The sequence below is a fragment of the Pleomorphochaeta naphthae genome, assembly GCF_055396005.1.
The window spans coordinates 1,983,382-2,002,976 of sequence record NZ_AP042457.1 but is presented as its reverse complement, the minus strand read 5'-3'; the positions used below and the strand labels follow the sequence as shown (position 1 = coordinate 2,002,976).

Here is a 19,595-nt window from a genome sequence, read left to right as displayed (position 1 = left end):
GTTTGTGTTTTAATATAAGATTAAAACAAGCCTCCTTGCAATATCAAGTAAAATTACTTGTTCACATATTTAACGAAACTACTTATTGTTCGAATCTATTTTCAAAAAGTTTTTCTATAGCATCTGCCATTTCAACTTCATCCTCTCCTTCACATGAAATTTTTATTTCACTTTTAAAACCAGCACCTAAGGTGATAACACCCATAATAGATTTGCCATTGATTTTAATATCGTCTTTTTCCATATATAGTTCGCTTTTAAATTTGTTGGCGACTTTAACAATCATAGCAGCAGGACGGGCATGAATGCCTGCTCTGTTCTTTACAATTAAATTTTTACTAACCATCTATAAGGTGTTCTCCTCATTTATATAATACATTTTTTTTGCAGATTCAGTTTCGAACCATTTTAGTACACTTTGATCAAATTCTTTAGCAGAATGATATCCAAGTTGTTTTAATCTTTCATTTCTAGCAGCTGTTTCAATAATTATAGGAATATTTCTACCAGGTTTGACAGGGATAATTAATTTGGGAATATCGATACCTAAGAAAGAAGCTTTCATATTTTCTTCCCCAACTCTATCATAGTTTTTATTAGAATCCCATTCTTCAAGATGAACTAGTAGTTGAACTTGTTTTCTATCTCTAATAGCTCCAACACCAAAAATATTAGCTAAATTTATTATACCAATGCCTCTAATTTCCATATGGTGGGCTAACATTGGAGATTCTCCACTGCCAACTAAAAATGAGCTACCAATATTTCTAAGCTTTACTGTATCATCACTTATTAATCTATGACCTCTTTCAATTAACTCTAGTGCAGTTTCACTTTTTCCAACACCACTATCACCTGTGATAAGAACTCCAATTCCATAAACTTCTACGAATACACCATGTATTGTTTGAGTTGGTGCAAATAGTTCATCTAAAAGTTGGTAAATATGGCGTGAAAAATCAGAAGAAATAAGTGGAGTTTTAAGTATTGGAGTGCTAGACTCTTCAGCAATTTCTATAAATCTTTCACTTGGAGTGTAATTATGTGTGAATATACAACAAGGCACATTATATGAAAATAATCTCTCAATATTGCTGTAATCATTATTCTCTTCTAACATGTCAAGATAACTTTGCTCTCCATGCCCAAAAATTTGAACAGCATTTCCTGCAAATGATTCAAAAAAACCGGAAAGGGGTAACCCGGGTCTACTAATTTTACTACTTGTTATTTTATTTGAAAGGCCACTTCTTCCTGCAATACAAGATAGTTGCAGTTTGTTATGTTCTTTCAAATCTATATCTAATAGCTCTAGTATAGTGCAGCTTGTCATTAATTTTGCCTCCACTTTTTTTAAAATATATCACACAATTTCTTTTTTATAAAGAAGTACATTAACAAATGTAGATACTTTTTCCATGATCTATAAAATTTTTTCATATATAAAATAAATATATTAAAATTAATTTAATGTATTTATTAAATTAGTTATAACAAGTTTAAGTAATATATGCCTAACAAGAACTTAAAGTATGAATTTAAAATAGAATTTTCATTTTTTTTCTAAAAATGCGTGATTAAAGGCTAAAAATTAGGTAATCGATAAATTTTTATATAGGGTTTTTGATTTGACTTTTATATGTTTAAGGGTTAACTTATAAGTAGGTAAAGGATAATTGATGGTAATTATTTCATCAATTTAAAATTTCAGATTGTGACAAAGAGAGGGTAAAATAGCTAAGTAACTTTTTTTAAAATAATAATAATTTTTTAATTATTATCGGCAGCAGGTCCGTTGGACTTCTACAAAATTTAATGATAGGAGGATGCTTTTTAACTAGTATTAAAAAGCAAGAAATACATGAATATAACAGTTAAAGGTATACATTATACACCAAGTGATGCAACTAGAGAATTTTTGGATAAGAAATTAGACAAAATTAATTTTGCTAATGATTCTCTTAGTGATTTAGAAATTGTTATGACAAGAGAGAAAATCGGTCAAGGATTTCATGTTGACGCTCACTTACGTTTTAAATGGGGTACTAGAAAAACCATCAGTTTAGATTGTTATGAGTTATATGAAGGCATTGAACTGATTGTTGATAAAATTTCAACTGCTGCAAAAAGAGAAAAAGGAAAGGTGAAAAACCATAAAAAAGTAAGACCTGATTTTGTAGAACCAGAAGTTCTATAAAATAATATATATATAAAGATGGGAAGGTAAAACTTCCCATTTTTTTATTTAATTTCCTCTCAAGAAAGTAGAGTCAATATTCAATTCTTTTCGATATTTACTTACAGTTCTTCTAGCTATTTTTATTCCTTCTCCACATAGTTTATCTGCTATTTTTTGATCGCTAAGAGCTTTAGGGCCCTCATTTTCATTGATAATTTGTTTAATCCTTTCTTTAATTGCAGCTTTAGAATTATTTTGCGATGTTCCAACAGCATTTGAAAATAGGTTTTTAATTGGTATTATTCCCCAATCACATTCAAGCCACTTTGATGAAGCTAATCTAGAAACTGTAGTTTCATGAACATCCATTTCTAAGGCAACTTCTTTTTGTGTTAATGGTTTAAGATATAGTGGACCTTTAAAAAAGAATTCACTTTGTTTTTCAATTAATATCATTCCTAGCTTAAATAAGTTTTTATTTCTCATATCAATTTGGTTTATTAATTCTTTTGCTATAGTAGTTTGTTCTCTTATATATTTTTTGGTTTTAGAATCATCAATTTCTTTTGCAAGGTCAGTAAATTCTTTGCTAATTGTTAGATTAGGAAGATTCTTAGAGCTTGTTTCTAATTCAATTTTTCCATCAATAACATAAATTGATAAGTCAGGAATTATATATTCTCTTAATCCATTATCAAATTGTGAACCTGGGAATGGGGTCAAAGTTTGTAAAAAAGAAAATAGATAATTATAAGTTTCTTCATCAATTTTTAAATTAGTTAATATCTTTTTTATTTTTTTACTTCTAATATTTTGTAATTCATTATTTATTAATTTTTCAAATGTCTCTAATAATTCTTCCTCTAAACCTTTTATTTTAGCTTGAATTAGTAAAGACTCTCTAAAATCAGAACAACAACAACCAATTGGATCATAGTTTTGTATCTTATCTTGCATTTTTATTATAAGATCTTCTTTTTCTCTTCTAGAAAGTTTAGAAAGAGTTTCACTTTTTAAGTCTTCTTCAATTAATGTCATTGGATCTTGATTGTTGAAACCACTTGTATCTAAATTAGATATTAATAGTTCTCCAATTTCTACTTCTTCAGGAGTTAACCTATCTAGATGAAGAGTTTCTAATAAATGCTCCATTAAAGTTTTAGATGAAGTTAAAGTATTTTCTATAAATTTCTGTTTTCTATCACTAGCTTCACTATCATATACTCCCTGGTAGTCAGATCCATAGGCTGATGAATCTGAAAAATCATCAGCTTTAGATTCTGTTGGGAGTCTATTTGTTATATTATCTAAAGATTGTTCCATTGAATTTGGAATTTCAAGTGCTGGATTGCTTTCAATAGCTTCTTGAATTTTTGCTTGTAATTCTGTTAATGGAAGGGCTAGGGTCTCTAACCTTTGAAGCATGAGAGGTGATAATGATAATGTCTGTTTAGTTCCAATTTCAAGGGATAATCCCATTATTGATCCTCCTCAAATGTTGATCCAAAATAGATTTCTCTTGCCATCTCATCCTGTAATAAAGTTTGTTTATCTCCACTTGTTAAGATTGAGCCATTATTAATTATATATGAGCAATCTGTTATAGATAGTGTATCTCTAACATTATGGTCTGTTAGTAATATTCCAATGCCTTTATTACTTAAGTTTTTTATTAATATTTTAATGTCATAAACTGCTTTAGGATCGATGCCAGCAAAAGGTTCATCGAGTAATAGAAAGTGTGGACTAGTAGCTAATGCTCTAGCAATTTCAGTTCTTCTTCTCTCACCACCAGATAGAGTATATCCTAATTGTGAACGTAATGAAGTAAGTCCAAAATCTTCTAATAATTTATCTAATAATTGTTTTTGTTCACTTTCTGTTAAATCATCTCTATTTTCGATAACTAATTTTATATTATTTTCTACACTAAGTTTTCTAAATATTGAAGCTTCTTGTGGTAAATAAGAAAGTCCTTCTTGTGCTCTTTTGTGCATTTGTAAAGAAGTAATATCTTTTTCATCGAGAAATATTTTACCACCATTTGCTTTTATAAAACCTACTATCATATAAAATGTAGTAGTTTTTCCAGCCCCATTAGGGCCTAATAGTCCAATAACTTGACCACTTTCCATAGAAAAAGAAATTTTCTTTACTACAGTTTTTTTCCCATATTTTTTTTCAAGGTCCTTTATGGAAAGGATATGTTTCATAAAAGCTTAGCCAATTAAATTTTGGCTTCCTCCAAATCAAAGTATTATGAATTATTATAGCATGCAATTTTAAAAACTACTATGTTCTTGAATGTAGTTTTTGTGATGGTTACTTAGTAGTAATATTTGCTTCAATAGAACCATCCATTGAAATATCATTGTTATTTAAATTAATAGAAATTGCATTAGCTTTATATGTGTTATCTTGCCATATTACTGATGAATTTCCTAGTAATGATATATTTTTATCTTCTAAATTAACTCGTAGAATATCACAACTACATTTCATTATATCGTCATCACTGCTATGTAATAGTTTTACTTCAACAGATAAATCTAATATTGAATTTTCTGTATCATATTCCAGGTATGTCGCTGTAGCATAAATACTATTTTTTAAATCGTCAAATTCAACCCAACCATCAATTATAATTTGGTTTTTATCTCTGTAATATTTTAAAGAAGAACATCTTAGTGTTATTTCGTTTTCACTGTCTTGAAATTTGACATTACCAGTACATTCAATATAGTTATAATCATCCCCACTAAGGGTTATACTATCTGCTAAAATTGTCAAATCATCAATTTTTACATTAGCAGAGTTGCTAAGAGTTATTTTCTTATTTTCTTCTTTCATAGAGAGAGTGGTGTATCCTCCACTAAATTCGATTGATGAGGCAAAAAGGAAAATTGGAAAAAATAATAATAAAAATAGTGTGATAATATTTTTTTTATTTTTCATATAATTCTCCTTTTGTAATTTTTTTAAACTCAAAATATCTAGTATCTATATTTAATGATAAACCTGATCCAATGATTGTTGAGTTATCACTGATAACTGTTACTTTTTCATCGGATGTATTAAGAATTGAGTTTTCATTATTCCATTCAAGTGTATCACAGTATATTTCTAAAACAGGATCTAATATTTTAAATATTACATTTCCTTTTAGTTTAACATCATAATTTTCAGTATCAATTTCAATTTCATCACAGTTGCCAGTAACTTGTGTTTTCCCATTATTATCTTCAATAATAAATTCTACATTTTGGGCTTTTGTAAGATTTGTTTTATTATAAATTTCAACTTGGTCAGAAGCAAGTCGAATTGAGCTGTTAACATCTCTTTTGATTGTGTATCTAACATCTTCTAATATCAAATCAGGATGTTCAAGTATATCATTTTGTTCTTCATTTTCATTTATAAAAGAGCAAGAGGTAAGTAAAATGATAATTATAGTTAAGACTATGAATTTACATTTCATTTATCTCCTCCCTTTTTATATGATAAAATATATGTATATTAATTTAATTTTTCTAATACTTTTGGGTAATATTTACTTTTGCTATAATGAAAGTAAATACCCACACCAAGAAATCCTATTGCTACACCTAATAATCCAAAAAGGAATTTATATCCTTCCGTATTTGCAGGACTTATTAAATAAAAAATAGGGAACATAAGTAATGGAATCATTAATGTTATAAAGGATGTTGAAATTGTTCTTGCCGGTGGAAGGTAAATTTTAAGACTATCGCCAATATTTATTTTTTCAAAACCCTTATCGACTTTTGCACTAAAAGTTTTTCCTTTGACATTACAAAACATACTTCCGCTACAGCCTTTACATGCTGTAGTAGGGCAGGTAACCTCAACACTGTTATCGTCATTTATTTTTACTACTTCTACAATTTCTACCATTATTTTTCTTCTTCTTGTTTATAATCTAAAATAATTGTCTCAATATTAGTAGCTTTATTTGTTTCTTCATCAATATCTACTAACACCCCTTGCATTTGTAATCTCTCCCAACTTTCTGAAGATCTTAGTGGAATAGCATTTGTGAACTTTTTAATTTCAGTTTCACTGTTTAGACCTCCTACACTTAAAGTTGATCCTACCATTCCATTATCTGTTATATATGCTGTCCCTTTATCTAAAATTCTAGCATCACTTGTTATTGCTTTGCAATGTGTTCCAACGACAGCAGATACTTTACCATTTAGCAAATAACCCATTGTGTTTTTTTCAGCAGTTGTAGATGCGTGGAATTGTAGTAAAATTATGTCTTGGTCTGCAGAAATTTTATCCACAATTGAATTAGCAATTAAAAAAGCATTTGATAAATGTGTTCTTGGAAAATCACTATTTCCTAAAAGGTTTATAATTGCAATCCTTTTATCTTTTAATGTTAGATATTTAATTCCTTTTCCAGGATTTGTTAGTGGATAGTTTGCAGGACGAAGGATAAAGTTATTTTTATCTAAAAAATCAACCATATCGACTTTATAATATATTTTTTCTCCACCTGTGATTACATCAACTCCAGCTTTGTGGATCATAATTGAGTGGTTTTTACCTATACCAAATCCGTTAGTTACACCTTCACCATTTGCAACAACTAGATCTATATTGTTAGTTTTAATTACACTTTTAAGTAATTTTTTAATTACCGTAGTGCCAGGTCTACCAACGATTTCTCCTAAAAATAATACTCTAATACTCATGCATCTAACACTATATTGCAATTGAGTTTCAATCAAGTGAATTTATTAAAAACTTTTTAATTATTCTAAGAATATTTTTATTTATAGTTGTTTGTTTTAGATAATAATGATATAAAATACTTTAGATTGCCTAGGTGGCGAAATTGGTATACGCGCTTGGTTCAGATCCAAGTGGTCATTAGACTGTGCAAGTTCAAGTCTTGTCCTAGGCATTTAAGTACATATCGTTGATACAATAATGTAGCTATTGTAAATTCTTTTTATGTAAGGAATTAAAAAATAGCTGTTTTTTTATATAAGGCTAATTTGCCTGTTTTTCCAAGTCCTTTAGGAGTAATCGTGTAACAACAGACACACCTAGAGGGCAATCGTGTAAAAAGGTTAAAAATTCGATTTATTAATATAGGAATACTAATTTTGTTTTTTCTTATTTAATTCTTCTAATAATCCAGCGGTGATAATAGAAGCTGGCATCGCAATTAAAGCAATACCAAACAATGAGGAAATCATTGTAATAATTTTTCCTAATACTGAAACAGCATATATATCTCCATAACCAACTGTAGTTAGTGAAACTGTTGCCCAATAAATTGCATCAAAGAAACTATTAAAGGTATCTGGCTCAACATTAAAAATTATCAATGTTGTAATAAAAATATATCCTAAAGCTAAAATTCCAAACGAAATTAAAGCATTTTTCTCTTTTTTAAATATAGTAACTAATAATTGAACATCTTTTGAAACTCTGAATATTTTAAGTAATCGTAAACCTTTTAATACTTTAGTAATTCTTAATACTCTGAAGATTTTAAAGCTATTAGATAGAAGATTAAATGAAGGTAAAATGGATAATAAATCAAGAATTGCCCAAGTACTAAAGGGATATAGTAAGAAGGATTTTAAGCTTTTTTTTAATTTATGATTAGCCGTTATCCATCTCAATATATAATCAATAATAAAAATAGTTACTGTTAAATAATCAATATATTTAATAAATTCATATTCTGTTTTGAATATTAATCCTGTTAAACTTAACAGAATTACAATCAGCATAAATCCATTGTAAATAGAATTGTATTTTGCTTCTGAGTTATTAAGCTGGTTATAAATAAAACATATAATTTTTTTTGTCATAATAGTTATCCCTTAATTAATTAAATAGTAACAACTTGGTATATCCAAAATCCCTGTATCAATGAACAAACAGTTCTTTCAGTAATATTAGAAACCTTTCAATTGAAATTTAAACTTGAAAACTGTCAACTCATATAAATTATATTAGAAGCATTAATATAATTTAAGTCAACATTATTTTCCGTATATGGACTTATAGTTGTTTTATTGCCAGATGAAATAGCAGAACTTATTAACGTAATATTCAACTATATTAAGATTGACTGTACTTTTCTCTTTCTCGTGATAGCTCATCTCCTATAATTTTAACATGGTTCGTCAGATTGTTTAAAATATAAGATTTCTTGGCCCTTATAATGAATCGAATCTAAAAAAAGTATTGAAAATAGTTGTAAACTATTTAGGAATCTGTGACTACTAAATTGGGAGCTGACAAAATGTAGTAACTATTTCAATTAATAATTCATTATTTTTCTAATAGATATTATTATTGTATTTTTTACTTTTTGATTTATACTAAATAATCGGGAGATTAAAATGGAAATTAATTCAACAGACCAATTATTTAAAAACCAAACTGGAGGAGCAAATGCTATAACAGGGTTTGATTATCAATGTCTTTATTCTTGTTATACTGTACTTAATTGTCTAAATGAAGGAACAGACATTATGTATTTTGAAGGATTAGAAGATATAGATCTATATCAGCTAAATAATAATATAAATATTCAAGTAAAACATTCTAAAAACAAAAAAAATTCTTCGTTCTTTAAATCAATAATAAAAAATTTTATAAAAATATATTTATCAGAACCTTTTAATCAAAATAGAAAATTCAAACTGATTTATGATTTTAAAATTACGGAAGGGAATATAAAGGAGTTAATTAAAAGTAATTCAACAAGTAAAGCTCTTAGTAAATCAACAAATAAATATTGGAAGAATTTAATATTAGATTTAAAAGAAAATAATCCTGAATGGAATTGGGTACTTTTTGATTCTGAAAAATTTATAAAAAAAATTGAGTTTGAATTTATATCACAAAATGATTTACAAAGTATAATTAATAATAGACTTATTAAATTATTTGATATTTATGTAGGAAATGAAATATTATATGCAAGATCACTTTATTATTATTGTTTTATGAAAATGAAAAATAGAGAAACTTTATCAAAGTCTGAACTAAATATATATATTGAAAAGGTTAAGTATGAAATTAATAAGGGAACAAAAAATCCTGCTTATCTTTGGATAAAAGAAATAAATTTTAATGAAATCCCAGCTTCAAATGATAATTCTTTTTTCGAAGGTAAAAATACCTTACCAAATGATATTATTGCAAATTATCCTATACCTAGAGAAAAAATTGAAAAATCTGTAATAAAATCTATAAATAATAATATTATTACAATAATAAAATCTTCAAGTGGTCAAGGAAAGTCTACCATTGCATGGCGTGTAGCGTATTTATTACATGAAAATTATGAAATATACAAATTAAATTATTGTAATAATGTAAAAGAACTCGATAATATTATTGAACTCATTTCATCTAAAATAAAAATTGGACAAATTCCTCTATTAATTCTAGATAATTTAAATGAAAACTTAAAAGAATGGAATTTATTATCTCAATTATTATTAGAAAGAATTGGTACAAATTATAAATGCATAATCCACTACACTTGGACACCGTTATTCCATCATTTGGACAACGTTATGTTCATTCGGACAAATTAAATTTCTATCTTTAATCTTAACAAATTGTTAACATTCCGTCTTTCCTTTTTCAATCATATTTTACATTTATTTATAATTTTTTAGTTGTTTTTCTCCTAATTGTTCTCTCATTGATGAGCCTTTCAAATTTATCCTAATAGAATTAAAAGCTACTCTATCTAATGAAGCATCTGCAACTGTTGGATCAGGGAATAAAGTTTGCCAGTTTTTTACTGGTATTTGAGCAACAAAAAGTATTGATTTATGATATGTATATCTATCATCTATTACTTCTAATAAATCATGCGCTGCTGTTTGTGTTAAAGGTTCTAGCCCAAAATCATCTAACACTAGTAAATCACTTTTCTTTAATTCTAATAATATTCGTTCATATTTGGCATTGGCATAAGCCAAATTTAATTCTTTTATTAATCTTGTTGTTCTATAATATTTTACTTTAAAACCTTGAACACATGCTTCATGAGATAAAGCAGAAGCCACAAAGCTTTTACCCGTTCCTGTGGCACCTGTTACTATCATATTTAAATGGTTAGAAATCCATGAACAAGAAGCATATTGCACTAATTTATTTTTTAAACCTTCTCTATGCTCTGATTCAATAAAATCACTTAATACAGCTGAAGTATCCCTTATTCCAGAGTTTTTAATTAATCTTTGTAATCTATTGTTTTGTTTTCTTTCCCATTGCTTATCTACAATCATTGTCATTCTTTCATCAAAAGATAACTCTAAGGTTGAGCCAAAAGTTTCTTGTCTTTCAATTTCTTCTTTCATAGCAGAGAGTCTCATTTCTTTTAATCTTGTTAATGTTTGTTGATTCATTTGTTTTATTTCTCCTTTTTTATTTGTATTCACCACGAAGATTTTCATGGATTATTGGCTCATTATTTATTACAGGGATATTATCATTAGGTATTAAATAACATTTGGTTTTAATGATATTTGTTATTTCTTTAGCTAATAATGTATTTGTAACTATTGCTCTTTTACATGCAGCTTCAACAATATCTACATTATGTCTTTCAATTAAATTGATTATTGAAAAGCACATTTTATATCCTTGTTGAGGTTTATCGTATTTGTTTAACCAATATTCAATTACTTCTAATGTACTAGGACCAATTTGAAGAGCTTTATCTCTATAATCTTTAGATTCCATTCTACTTTGAAGTTTGAATTTTAAATCTTTTTTAGGCATATGGGTATCACAAGAAATTCTAGTAATCCCTTTTAGAGCCTTTTGATGAGTTGCTACTCTTTTATGATTAATGTATATTTCAATTAGATTATGACGAGCATGTAGCTCGTATGGTTTAGATGCATATTGGTAAGGAACTGTATATTCACAACCTTTATATGTTGCTGCATATGTGTTGCTGATAGTTCCAGTTTTTAAATCATAAATTTCATAATCATTTGCTGGCAAAGGAAGTAAGTGGGGTTTGTCATATTTAAGAAATATTTCTTCTCTGCTTACTTTTATTTTTTTATCAGAATCTACTTTTCTAGCTAATTCTTTTGTTTCTTTAAAAATGAAATTATTTAATTCATTGAAACTGTTAAACACACCTTTGTCTTTGATTTTTTCAAGAATCCAGGTTTCAGCTTCTCCAACAAATTGTTCAACAGAACCTTTATCCTTTGGAGCTCTTACTCTAGCAGGAATAATTGCAACATCATAAAATCTAGCCATTTCTTGATACAAAGGGTTTAATTGAATGTCATAACATTTTCTACTTATTACTGCCGTTTTCGTATTGTCAGGGACCCAGCACTCACTAATTCCACCATACCATTTTAAAGCTTTAACATGAGCTTCGTTCCAATAAGATTGACTCATATGTTCACAGGCTATACAAAATGGATAAGAACTTAATCCAAGTGTTGTTACAAAAAAATAAGCAGTTTTAAGTTTTCCAGTTTTAGAATCTCTTACACAATCAATTGTAGGTCCAACCCAATCTATGTACAGGTTTTGTCCTGGTTTTCTCTCTATCGGTGAATAAACATAAGCTTTAGAATCTTTCTTCCATTTACGATATTTTTCATAAAAGTAAGATCTACTTGAATTGGTTTCATTATTAGAAACACATTTAGCATACATGAATTTAATATTTTTCCTACTTCCTCTAGCATTGATTTCTTCATCAATATCTTTCCAATTAGGAAGAATTTTTTCTGATGAATCTAATTCCTTAGGAAAAAATAGTTGTTGTAATTCATAATCATTGTATTTTGCAATTGAATCATAATTTAATTCATGAATTCTACAAATTCTTAAAATATTAGCAACAGAACTTTTACTACATCCGACACTTCTTGCTATTGCACGAGTTGATAGATTAAATTCAAATTTCAATCGAATAATTTCTTTAATCATACTAATTTGAGTACTCCTCATATTGGGATCTCCTTTAAATGTTTTTATTTAAAGTTAATCCTTAATTTGAGAAATTTAAATACTGTCCAAATGTAGCATAATGCTGTCCACATCAGAGTGGAATACTGTCCAAGTTAGAGCATAGAATGCATTATAAAATATTAATCACTTCAAGAGAAGAAGCTTGGTATAGCTATTGTGGTGACATTTCACAAATAAGAAAATATAATTTCATTTCATTAAAACTTGATCAAAAACAAGCTTTAGAAATATTTACCGCCTTTAAAAACAAAGAAAAAATTCATAAAAACATTACTAATTGGAAAAGTGCATGGGAACAAATTGATAATAAAGGATTACTAATAGAATATGTATATTTAATTACACATGGAGAAATGCTTTCTGAAAGAATTAATTATCAATTAAAAAGACTAAATTTCCAAGAAAATACTACAATTAAATTTGATATATTGAAAAAAATATGTTTCGCAGATACTTTAGATATAAAACTAAGTGCAGAAAAACTTTTTTCATTTTATAATAAAAATAAAAATATTGATATTACAAGTATTTTAGATTCTTTCAATAAAGAATATTTAATAGTAAGTGATAGCAACTCAAAATATATAACAGGACTGCATCCTATCCGTTCAAAACATATTTTGGACAATTTATATAAATATTCATCAATAAATGACACAATAATTGATTTATTAGATATTGCTGATAGAGAGTATATCCCTATCCTTTATTCAAATATACCATTGCATATAAAAGAAGATAGTAAAGATAAATTTTATGTAGAATTAACTAATAATACTAAAAATAAATCCATTCAATACTATTATGATGCAATTAGAGGACTATTAAGTGGATCAATACAAAAATATTATTTGCAGAACAAAGATATTTTTATTCAAATTAATCAAAAATTCGAATTATTATTATTTTTAGCAGGAATAAATCCATTTAATACTTTTCCAGAATTCAACTATAAATATACTCCAATAGAAGATTTTAAGTATACTCTTAAAGATAATGAATTTTTAGAAAATATAATAAATCAATACGAAAAAATACCTAAATTTATAATTGAAGATAGTGATGTATATTCTTATACTGAACAATTTTATAATAATATTTTCGAAGGTATTATAATTGAAAAAGACTATGAAAATTTTTCCAAGCTATTATTTCTATTAACACATATAAATAAAAATACATTACTTATTAATGATAAACAAATTAATCAAATTTGGATAAATAAAGAAAAAATAGATACCTCAGAATTGTCTAAAATTTTTTATTGTTGGTATCTACTTAATAAAAAAGATTATTTAGATTATATCAAGATTAATAAAAATACTATCTTCAATTATATAACTATTAAAACAAATTCATTAAGGCTATATGAAAATAAAGAAAAGAATATTATTGTTGAATATATGTAAGCGTAAAATCACTGAAACTTTGAAATAAGAAGATCTTCTGTTAGTTTGTTATCAGGAGAAAATAAATGCAAAGAAAATCAAAATATTCTAAAGAACAAAAACAACAAATTATTGAAGATTGTTTAAACAGAAAGGAAAAAGAAGGTTTTTCAATAGCAGCTTATGCAAGGCAGAACAACATTTCAAGACAAACTTTATATACTTGGATTGAAAACTTTAAAAAAAATAAGCCTCAAAACCTAGTTAAATTAACAATAAGACAAAATGAAAATATTAATCATACCAATGATAAAATAATAAATATTAAAATCAATACATCTTTTTGTTCAATTGACGTCCCTTCAACTGTAAAAGAAGAAACATTGCAAACAATATTAATTGCTTTAAAAGGAGTTAATTAATTATGTTTTTTAATTTTGATGACTATAGTTTTTACATAAGGCCTGGTAAGACTGATATGAGAAAGAGAAGTTCAAGTCTTTCTTTTCTAATTCAAGATGAAATGGAGTTAAATCCTTTTGAAAAAAGTGTATTTGTATTTTGTAGTGGAAACAGAACAATATTAAAAGCTATTGTATGGGATAAAAATGGATTTTGGGAAATAACTAAAAGATATGAAACTGGCTCTTTATGTTGGCCTAAAGATGAGAAACAATCTAAGAGTGTATCGATAGAGCAATTAAAGCAGGTATTAGAAGGTCAAAATCCGTGGAGACAAATAGATACACTTTCTCCTACTAGAGTATGTTAAATATTCTAAATACTTAACATAATTTAAGCAATAATTATTGACATTTAATTACTTATCTGATAAGATTTTAAGCATGAGTAAATGGTGTACAAAAGAGTATTTAGACAAACTGAGTGATGATGCAAAAAATGACTTAATTTATCAGCTACTTTCTACAAATGAAAAATTAACTGAAGATATCAATGATTTAAAAGAAATACTTAGATTAAAAAGTACCAAACCATTTATTCCTTCAACTGAGCAAACAGGTTATCTTTTTGATGAAATGGAGTTGTTGGTAACAGCTTTAACTGAAGAGGAAGAAAAACTTATTGAAGTAAAAGAACATTCAAGAAAAAAAGCTCCTCATAAAGTTAAAGAATTAGCTAGTGATACACCAATTATTGATGTAAATCATTGTGAAGATGCAGATGATGAAATAGTTGATGAGAATGGCTATTTATATACTAGAATTGAAGATAAGGTCGTAGAAAAGATTTCTCTTCAACCAGCTTCATATTTTATTGAAAGACATCTTTATCCACAGTACAAACTAAAAGACTTTGAAGCAGATAGAAAATCTGGAGAAAAGAATATAATAGTAAAGTGGAATAATAAAGAAACGGACACTATCATAGCTTCTTCTTCCTTAGTATCTAAAGTAGTAACTAGAAAGTACAATGATCAACTTCCCTTATACAGGCAAGAAGCAATATTTAAAAGAGATGGATTAGAGTTTTCAAGACAAACTCTTTCAAATTGGTTATTAAGGTACTTTAATTTAATAAAACCTTTACAGAAGAGATTAAAATATCATATCTTATCATCTAATTTGATAAATCAAGATGAAACACCCGTTCAAGTATTAAAGATACCTAATTCAAAACCATCAACAACTCATTTTATGATGGTTAGGGTTGGTGTGTCTAATATAGATGCAAAAACAACACATAAGATAGTACAATACCAATATCTTCCTAATAGAAAGAAAGATACCTTAAACGAAGATACTAAATATTATGATGGATTCATTATGACTGATGGATTAAAAGGATATTTAGGCTTAAATAATCATCTTAATTGCTGGGTTCATGGTATTAGACAATTTAAAGAAATATTGAAGATAAATAAAAAAGCAACAGATGCTTTAATAATAGTATCATTAGTTAATGAACTCTACAAAGAAGAAAAAAAATTAAGAAAACTATATGAAAAAGGTATCTTAACAAAGGAAGCTTTTAATAAAACAAGAGTTGAGAAAACTGATAAAATATTTAAAAAGATCAGAGTCAAAATAGAAGAGATTAAACCAAAATATACAGAAAAAAGTGCTATGGGTAAAGCTATAAAATACTTATTTGAATATTGGGATACTTTAATAAAATATCCTAAATGTTTTGAAGCAACTCCCGATAACAATTTGGCCGAAAATTCGATTCGTCCATTCACACTAGGAAGAAAAAATTGGTTATTTAGTGTATCTCAACAAGGAGTAGAAGCTTCAGCTTTATATTACAGTTTAGTTGAAACAGCAAAAGCTAATAATATTAATGTATATAAATATCTCAATTATGTACTTGAAAAAGCTCCAAAGATGAAACAAGAAACAGATTGGGATCAACTACTCCCTTGGAATGTTTCAAAGGATAAGCTAGAAAACCTAGTAAATAGATCAAATCTTGCAGTTCCTAATAAAGCCAGAACTGAAAAATATATATTTAGAGGGGTACATTAGGTGAAAGCGCAAACGATTTTACGCTTACGAATATATATTATCACCATTAGATGTATTAGAAGCAAATTCTAATAGTGTATATAGAATAGATACTATTTTTTATTTTCTCCCTTTTTATGAAAATTACGGCGCAGATTCCATAAAATTAATTCCTAATTTATTTAATATCTACGATGATTCTCATAAAAGAATGCCAATAAAAAATGTAATAATAAGCAAACATCAAGATTTAACTCAAATTTGGAATAATACAATCTCTAAAAATTATGAATATATTACAATAATTGATTGGTTAGAATTTTGGATTGATATAAGAAAAAATTTAATTAAACTGAATGCAATTAGTATAAAATATTTTATGGACAGAATAATTAACCCAAGCATTGCTACTAAAGGATTAAAGAATTATAATTTTTATTACGAAAAATCAATAAAACAAATTGGAAAAATATTAATTTTTCCAAAACAAAATAATCCATTTAAAAATAATTCAAATAGTTTTGTTGAAGACTTTTTAAATAATTCTTATTTTTCATATATTACTTATTTCTACCAAAAAATTGTAGATTTTTCTAAATTAGAAGAACAATCCTCTCACTTAGCTATAAAAAATTTACTTGACAGTCAAATGTATTTAGAAAAAATGCAAGTTACTTTTAATGAAGTTTTATTGATGACTAATTATTCATTCTCTGATTTAAAACAAATTGAACAAGAAGAGAAGAATAGTATTTCTAATTTGTTATCAACTTGTTTGTATTTTAAAGATCAACCTACAAATATTAATTCAACACGAAATAATATTTTATACTATTATCAACAAAAAAAGATAGAGACTTTAAAAAAAGCAGAACAAATTTTAAATGGGAATGATTTTTTTAAAATAAATTGGATATTTCCTAATGATATTTTATATGATAAACATTTGTACAAATTACCTATAATAATTGATGATTTTGATATAAATAATAATGAATTATTAATTCCATTTATTTCTTCATTAGCTTTGCTATCAAATTTAGATATTAATTTTATTATCATTTTATTAAAAATAAATAATACAAATAAATTAAAAGAACAAGGCTTTTTAATTAATAATGCAAAACTTAAAATAATATTTGACGAAAACTATAATGAAAAGGATTTTGTAAATACAATATTACCGCTAAATATGGCTCTTCTAAACTATTTGTGGGTTAGATTCTATTAATTCTCTTGTTAAGTCCCTTTGTTAACTGATTTTATCTATTAGCTAAAGAGATTTTTATGTTACTACAAACCAAAAGTACAGAATTGAGTAAATTATTTATGTTTCTAAACCCGTAAGCTCTTCTAATACAGAGTTTTATTTTGTTATTTAAAGCCTCAGTTTTTGCATTGCTAATATTGTATGTTCTAGTTGCCATAATAGCATCATAGTGTCGTTTTATTTTTCTTCCAAGATCTATAAAACTTGGTATTCTGCATCTTCTAGCCCAAGATAACCATGAATCTAAATGTTCTTTAACTTCATCCATATCATCAAGCTTGAATATAAATCTAAGCTCTTCTTTTAGCCTATATGCTCTATATAATTGATTATCATTAAGCTTTATCATTTCCAATTTTTCTCTCTGATTTTTTGTTAAGTTTTCAGGGTTCTTGCGTAAGGCAAATTTAGAATTTTTTATAATCTTTGATTCATCTATTGGTTTCTCATCTCCTTTCTTAGGTCGTCCTCTACCTCTCTTCTTTGGTTTTCCTTCCTTCTGTTCAAGTATTGCTCTTGCTCTTTGGGAGGCAGCTTTTCTTACATCATCTAAAGCAACTTGTGCCCATCCAATTGCATGAAAAGGATCAATACAACGCTCTGCATTAGGAATATATTTATCTAGACAAGCCTTTATCCATCTAGCTCCATCACCACTAACAGTCTTAATAGAGGCTCTCTGTTCTGGACTTAAATATTCAAAGAATTTAGATAAAGTTTTTTGATTATGTCCTTCCTCTGCCCATATAACTGTACTATCATCGTTATTTACAACTGTTGTAATATAATTATGTCCTTTTTTATAGCTAGTTTCATCAATTCCAATATTAACTAAATTGTTAAACCTATCTTCATAATTAGGAGCAATATCCCATAATACTCTATTAATAATATCACCAACAGTATTCCAAGAAACACCCATAAACTCTGATAATGTTTTCTTGCTTAAATTAAAAGCTAACCAGGCTACTTGATTTTCAAAATCTTTAGTAAATCTAGAGTTATGCCTAGCCCAAGGAACTGCTGCAGTTATAACACCATGATCTGGACAAGTTACTCGATTAGTACTTGCTAAAACATATACAGCAATAGTTCCAACATCTAAAGATCTCCATTTTCGTAAAGTATTATTTTTGTCGTATCCTGGTAATTTTTTTCCACAGATTGGGCATCTGTTCTGCTCTCTTTTATATGATTCCACATGAATATAAAGCTCTTTAATATTTTTAGAATTATTAATTAAATTCCAATTTAAAACTTTTACATTATTGACACCAATTAATTGTTTTAATAAGCTCTTGATAGTCACTGGTTATACCTCTTTTGTTGGTTTGTGGTAAAACTACAATAGACGATAACTGGTGACTTTTTCAATTATATTTCTGAAATTTAAATTTATTTATTTCCAACTCCAATTTACTGATATAAATTAACTCCAATTTTTTAAATTTTACCCACATTTACTGATGAAGCCTCCTAAATATTGAAGAAAAATATATAATAAATTTTAATACTAAATATATGATTAATAAGAATTTAACAGATGAAACATTTGAAAAAATATGTATTCAATTGTTATATTATTCAAAACTAAATGAACTTAAACTAAATAAAATAATTAGGGAAAATCTTCAAAATAATATAAAAAATGTTATAGTTGAAATAATTAACAATCGTACTTTTTTGTCAATTGAAGAAAAACTCTTTATTGATAATAAAATAAATAATGTTATAACCAAGAATAATAATTTTTCATTCGATAATTATATATCTGATTTAAATTATTATAATAATAAATTTAATAATATTTGTAATACTTAAGAAATTTAATTTTGGTAGTTTAAATCTAACTTCGTAAGTTCTTTCGGTAAGTCTTAAGATTTAATTAAACTTATGAATCCGTTCTTTTATTTTAGAAATAATAGAACGGATAAGTAATAAAAATAATATTTATTTTTTATCTTTAGGTGGGCAAGGATCATTACCATAACTATTTTTGGTTATTTTTTTTCCTTGTTTGATATCCTAATTTTGAGTGTCATGAAGTTTTGTTTCTTTTGATGCACCACCTTTTTTTACAGCCCATTTTTCTGAAGATGTATAACTATGTGAATAGTTTTTTTTGGTATTTTTTCTCCCTATTTAAATAAAATATTGTCTTTTAAAATTATATATTAATTAATTATATATCTTGCTTTTTAAAAGTTAAGTTTGATTATATGGGGTACGCTTTTTTGTTTATAGATAGAGGAACGGTATTTGTCCTCAATCAA

The 19,595-nt window shown here is 26.6% G+C and carries 21 protein-coding genes and 1 tRNA gene; 9 read left to right on the top strand and 13 right to left on the bottom strand.

What is annotated here, in order from left to right:
• Positions 1-82: 82 nt before the first annotated feature.
• A complete protein-coding gene (locus ACZ5SO_RS09155) occupies positions 83-346 on the bottom strand; it encodes an HPr family phosphocarrier protein (RefSeq protein ID WP_464624137.1) in 264 nt (87 codons plus the stop codon).
• Positions 347-1,333, bottom strand: coding sequence for an HPr(Ser) kinase/phosphatase (gene hprK / locus ACZ5SO_RS09150; RefSeq protein WP_464624136.1), 987 nt, complete (start codon positions 1,331-1,333; stop codon positions 347-349).
• Between the two features lie 528 nt (positions 1,334-1,861).
• Here hprK and ACZ5SO_RS09145 point away from each other — a divergent pair.
• A complete protein-coding gene (locus ACZ5SO_RS09145) occupies positions 1,862-2,197 on the top strand; it encodes an HPF/RaiA family ribosome-associated protein (protein ID WP_464624135.1) in 336 nt (111 codons plus the stop codon).
• Between the two features lie 48 nt (positions 2,198-2,245).
• Here the strand turns inward: ACZ5SO_RS09145 and rpoN are convergent, their stop codons facing one another.
• The 6 genes from rpoN to ACZ5SO_RS09115 form a co-directional block, all read right to left on the bottom strand.
• Positions 2,246-3,658, bottom strand: coding sequence for an RNA polymerase factor sigma-54 (rpoN, locus tag ACZ5SO_RS09140; protein WP_464624134.1), 1,413 nt, complete (start codon positions 3,656-3,658; stop codon positions 2,246-2,248).
• Complete coding sequence (gene lptB / locus ACZ5SO_RS09135) at positions 3,658-4,392, bottom strand: LPS export ABC transporter ATP-binding protein (protein WP_464624133.1); 735 nt, start codon at positions 4,390-4,392, stop codon at positions 3,658-3,660. Before lptB ends, rpoN begins: the two co-directional genes overlap by 1 nt.
• Before the next feature lie 109 nt (positions 4,393-4,501).
• A complete protein-coding gene (locus tag ACZ5SO_RS09130; protein ID WP_464624132.1) occupies positions 4,502-5,134 on the bottom strand; it encodes a hypothetical protein in 633 nt (210 codons plus the stop codon).
• Positions 5,124-5,657 carry an LPS export ABC transporter periplasmic protein LptC gene (gene lptC, locus ACZ5SO_RS09125; protein ID WP_464624131.1) on the bottom strand — a complete coding sequence of 178 codons (534 nt, stop codon included), beginning with the start codon at positions 5,655-5,657 and terminating at the stop codon, positions 5,124-5,126. Before lptC ends, ACZ5SO_RS09130 begins: the two co-directional genes overlap by 11 nt.
• 38 nt (positions 5,658-5,695) lie before the next feature.
• Positions 5,696-6,094: a SoxR reducing system RseC family protein gene (locus ACZ5SO_RS09120; RefSeq protein WP_464624130.1), complete on the bottom strand. Its 399-nt coding sequence runs from the start codon at positions 6,092-6,094 to the stop codon at positions 5,696-5,698.
• Positions 6,094-6,900, bottom strand: a complete 807-nt coding sequence (locus ACZ5SO_RS09115; protein WP_464624129.1) for a TIGR00282 family metallophosphoesterase — start codon at positions 6,898-6,900, stop codon at positions 6,094-6,096. Before ACZ5SO_RS09115 ends, ACZ5SO_RS09120 begins: the two co-directional genes overlap by 1 nt.
• A 128-nt stretch (positions 6,901-7,028) precedes the next feature.
• Here ACZ5SO_RS09115 and ACZ5SO_RS09110 point away from each other — a divergent pair.
• Positions 7,029-7,112: transfer RNA gene (locus ACZ5SO_RS09110), tRNA-Leu, on the top strand.
• A 199-nt stretch (positions 7,113-7,311) separates the two neighbouring features.
• On the opposite strand, the gene ACZ5SO_RS09105 is transcribed toward ACZ5SO_RS09110, so the two are convergent.
• Positions 7,312-8,034 carry an ion transporter gene (locus ACZ5SO_RS09105; protein ID WP_464624128.1) on the bottom strand — a complete coding sequence of 241 codons (723 nt, stop codon included), beginning with the start codon at positions 8,032-8,034 and terminating at the stop codon, positions 7,312-7,314.
• Between the two features lie 537 nt (positions 8,035-8,571).
• On the opposite strand from ACZ5SO_RS09105, the gene ACZ5SO_RS09100 reads away from it, so the two are divergent.
• Positions 8,572-9,777: a dsDNA nuclease domain-containing protein gene (locus ACZ5SO_RS09100; protein WP_464624127.1), complete on the top strand. Its 1,206-nt coding sequence runs from the start codon at positions 8,572-8,574 to the stop codon at positions 9,775-9,777.
• A gap of 66 nt (positions 9,778-9,843) precedes the next feature.
• Here ACZ5SO_RS09100 and istB read toward each other — a convergent pair whose 3' ends face one another.
• Positions 9,844-10,599 (bottom strand): IS21-like element helper ATPase IstB, encoded by a 756-nt coding sequence (istB, locus tag ACZ5SO_RS09095; protein ID WP_464624126.1) that lies wholly within the window; start codon positions 10,597-10,599, stop codon positions 9,844-9,846.
• Between the two features lie 19 nt (positions 10,600-10,618).
• On the bottom strand, positions 10,619-12,178 hold the full coding sequence (gene istA / locus ACZ5SO_RS09090; RefSeq protein ID WP_464624125.1) for an IS21 family transposase: 1,560 nt from the start codon (positions 12,176-12,178) through the stop codon (positions 10,619-10,621).
• A gap of 125 nt (positions 12,179-12,303) precedes the next feature.
• Here istA and ACZ5SO_RS09085 point away from each other — a divergent pair, with 125 nt between their 5' ends.
• From ACZ5SO_RS09085 to ACZ5SO_RS09065, 5 genes are all read left to right on the top strand, one after another.
• The gene (locus ACZ5SO_RS09085; protein WP_464624124.1) at positions 12,304-13,608 is read left to right on the top strand and encodes a hypothetical protein; all 1,305 of its coding nucleotides are present in this window, start codon (positions 12,304-12,306) and stop codon (positions 13,606-13,608) included.
• 65 nt (positions 13,609-13,673) lie between these two features.
• Positions 13,674-14,009, top strand: coding sequence for a transposase (locus tag ACZ5SO_RS09080; protein WP_464624123.1), 336 nt, complete (start codon positions 13,674-13,676; stop codon positions 14,007-14,009).
• 2 nt (positions 14,010-14,011) lie between these two features.
• Positions 14,012-14,359, top strand: coding sequence for an IS66 family insertion sequence element accessory protein TnpB (gene tnpB / locus ACZ5SO_RS09075; protein WP_464624122.1), 348 nt, complete (start codon positions 14,012-14,014; stop codon positions 14,357-14,359).
• A 73-nt stretch (positions 14,360-14,432) separates the two neighbouring features.
• Positions 14,433-16,073 carry an IS66 family transposase gene (gene tnpC / locus ACZ5SO_RS09070; protein WP_464624121.1) on the top strand — a complete coding sequence of 547 codons (1,641 nt, stop codon included), beginning with the start codon at positions 14,433-14,435 and terminating at the stop codon, positions 16,071-16,073.
• Between the two features lie 190 nt (positions 16,074-16,263).
• On the top strand, positions 16,264-17,283 hold the full coding sequence (locus tag ACZ5SO_RS09065; protein ID WP_464624120.1) for a hypothetical protein: 1,020 nt from the start codon (positions 16,264-16,266) through the stop codon (positions 17,281-17,283).
• A 31-nt stretch (positions 17,284-17,314) separates the two neighbouring features.
• Here the strand turns inward: ACZ5SO_RS09065 and ACZ5SO_RS09060 are convergent, their stop codons facing one another.
• Positions 17,315-18,631, bottom strand: coding sequence for an ISL3 family transposase (locus tag ACZ5SO_RS09060; RefSeq protein WP_464623959.1), 1,317 nt, complete (start codon positions 18,629-18,631; stop codon positions 17,315-17,317).
• Between the two features lie 212 nt (positions 18,632-18,843).
• On the opposite strand from ACZ5SO_RS09060, the gene ACZ5SO_RS09055 reads away from it, so the two are divergent.
• Entirely contained in the window at positions 18,844-19,143 is a 300-nt protein-coding gene (locus ACZ5SO_RS09055) for a hypothetical protein (protein WP_464624119.1), read from the top strand.
• A gap of 204 nt (positions 19,144-19,347) precedes the next feature.
• Here the strand turns inward: ACZ5SO_RS09055 and ACZ5SO_RS09050 are convergent, their stop codons facing one another.
• Positions 19,348-19,464 (bottom strand): DUF2188 domain-containing protein, encoded by a 117-nt coding sequence (locus tag ACZ5SO_RS09050; protein WP_464627845.1) that lies wholly within the window; start codon positions 19,462-19,464, stop codon positions 19,348-19,350.
• Between the last annotated feature and the right edge of the window lie 131 nt (positions 19,465-19,595).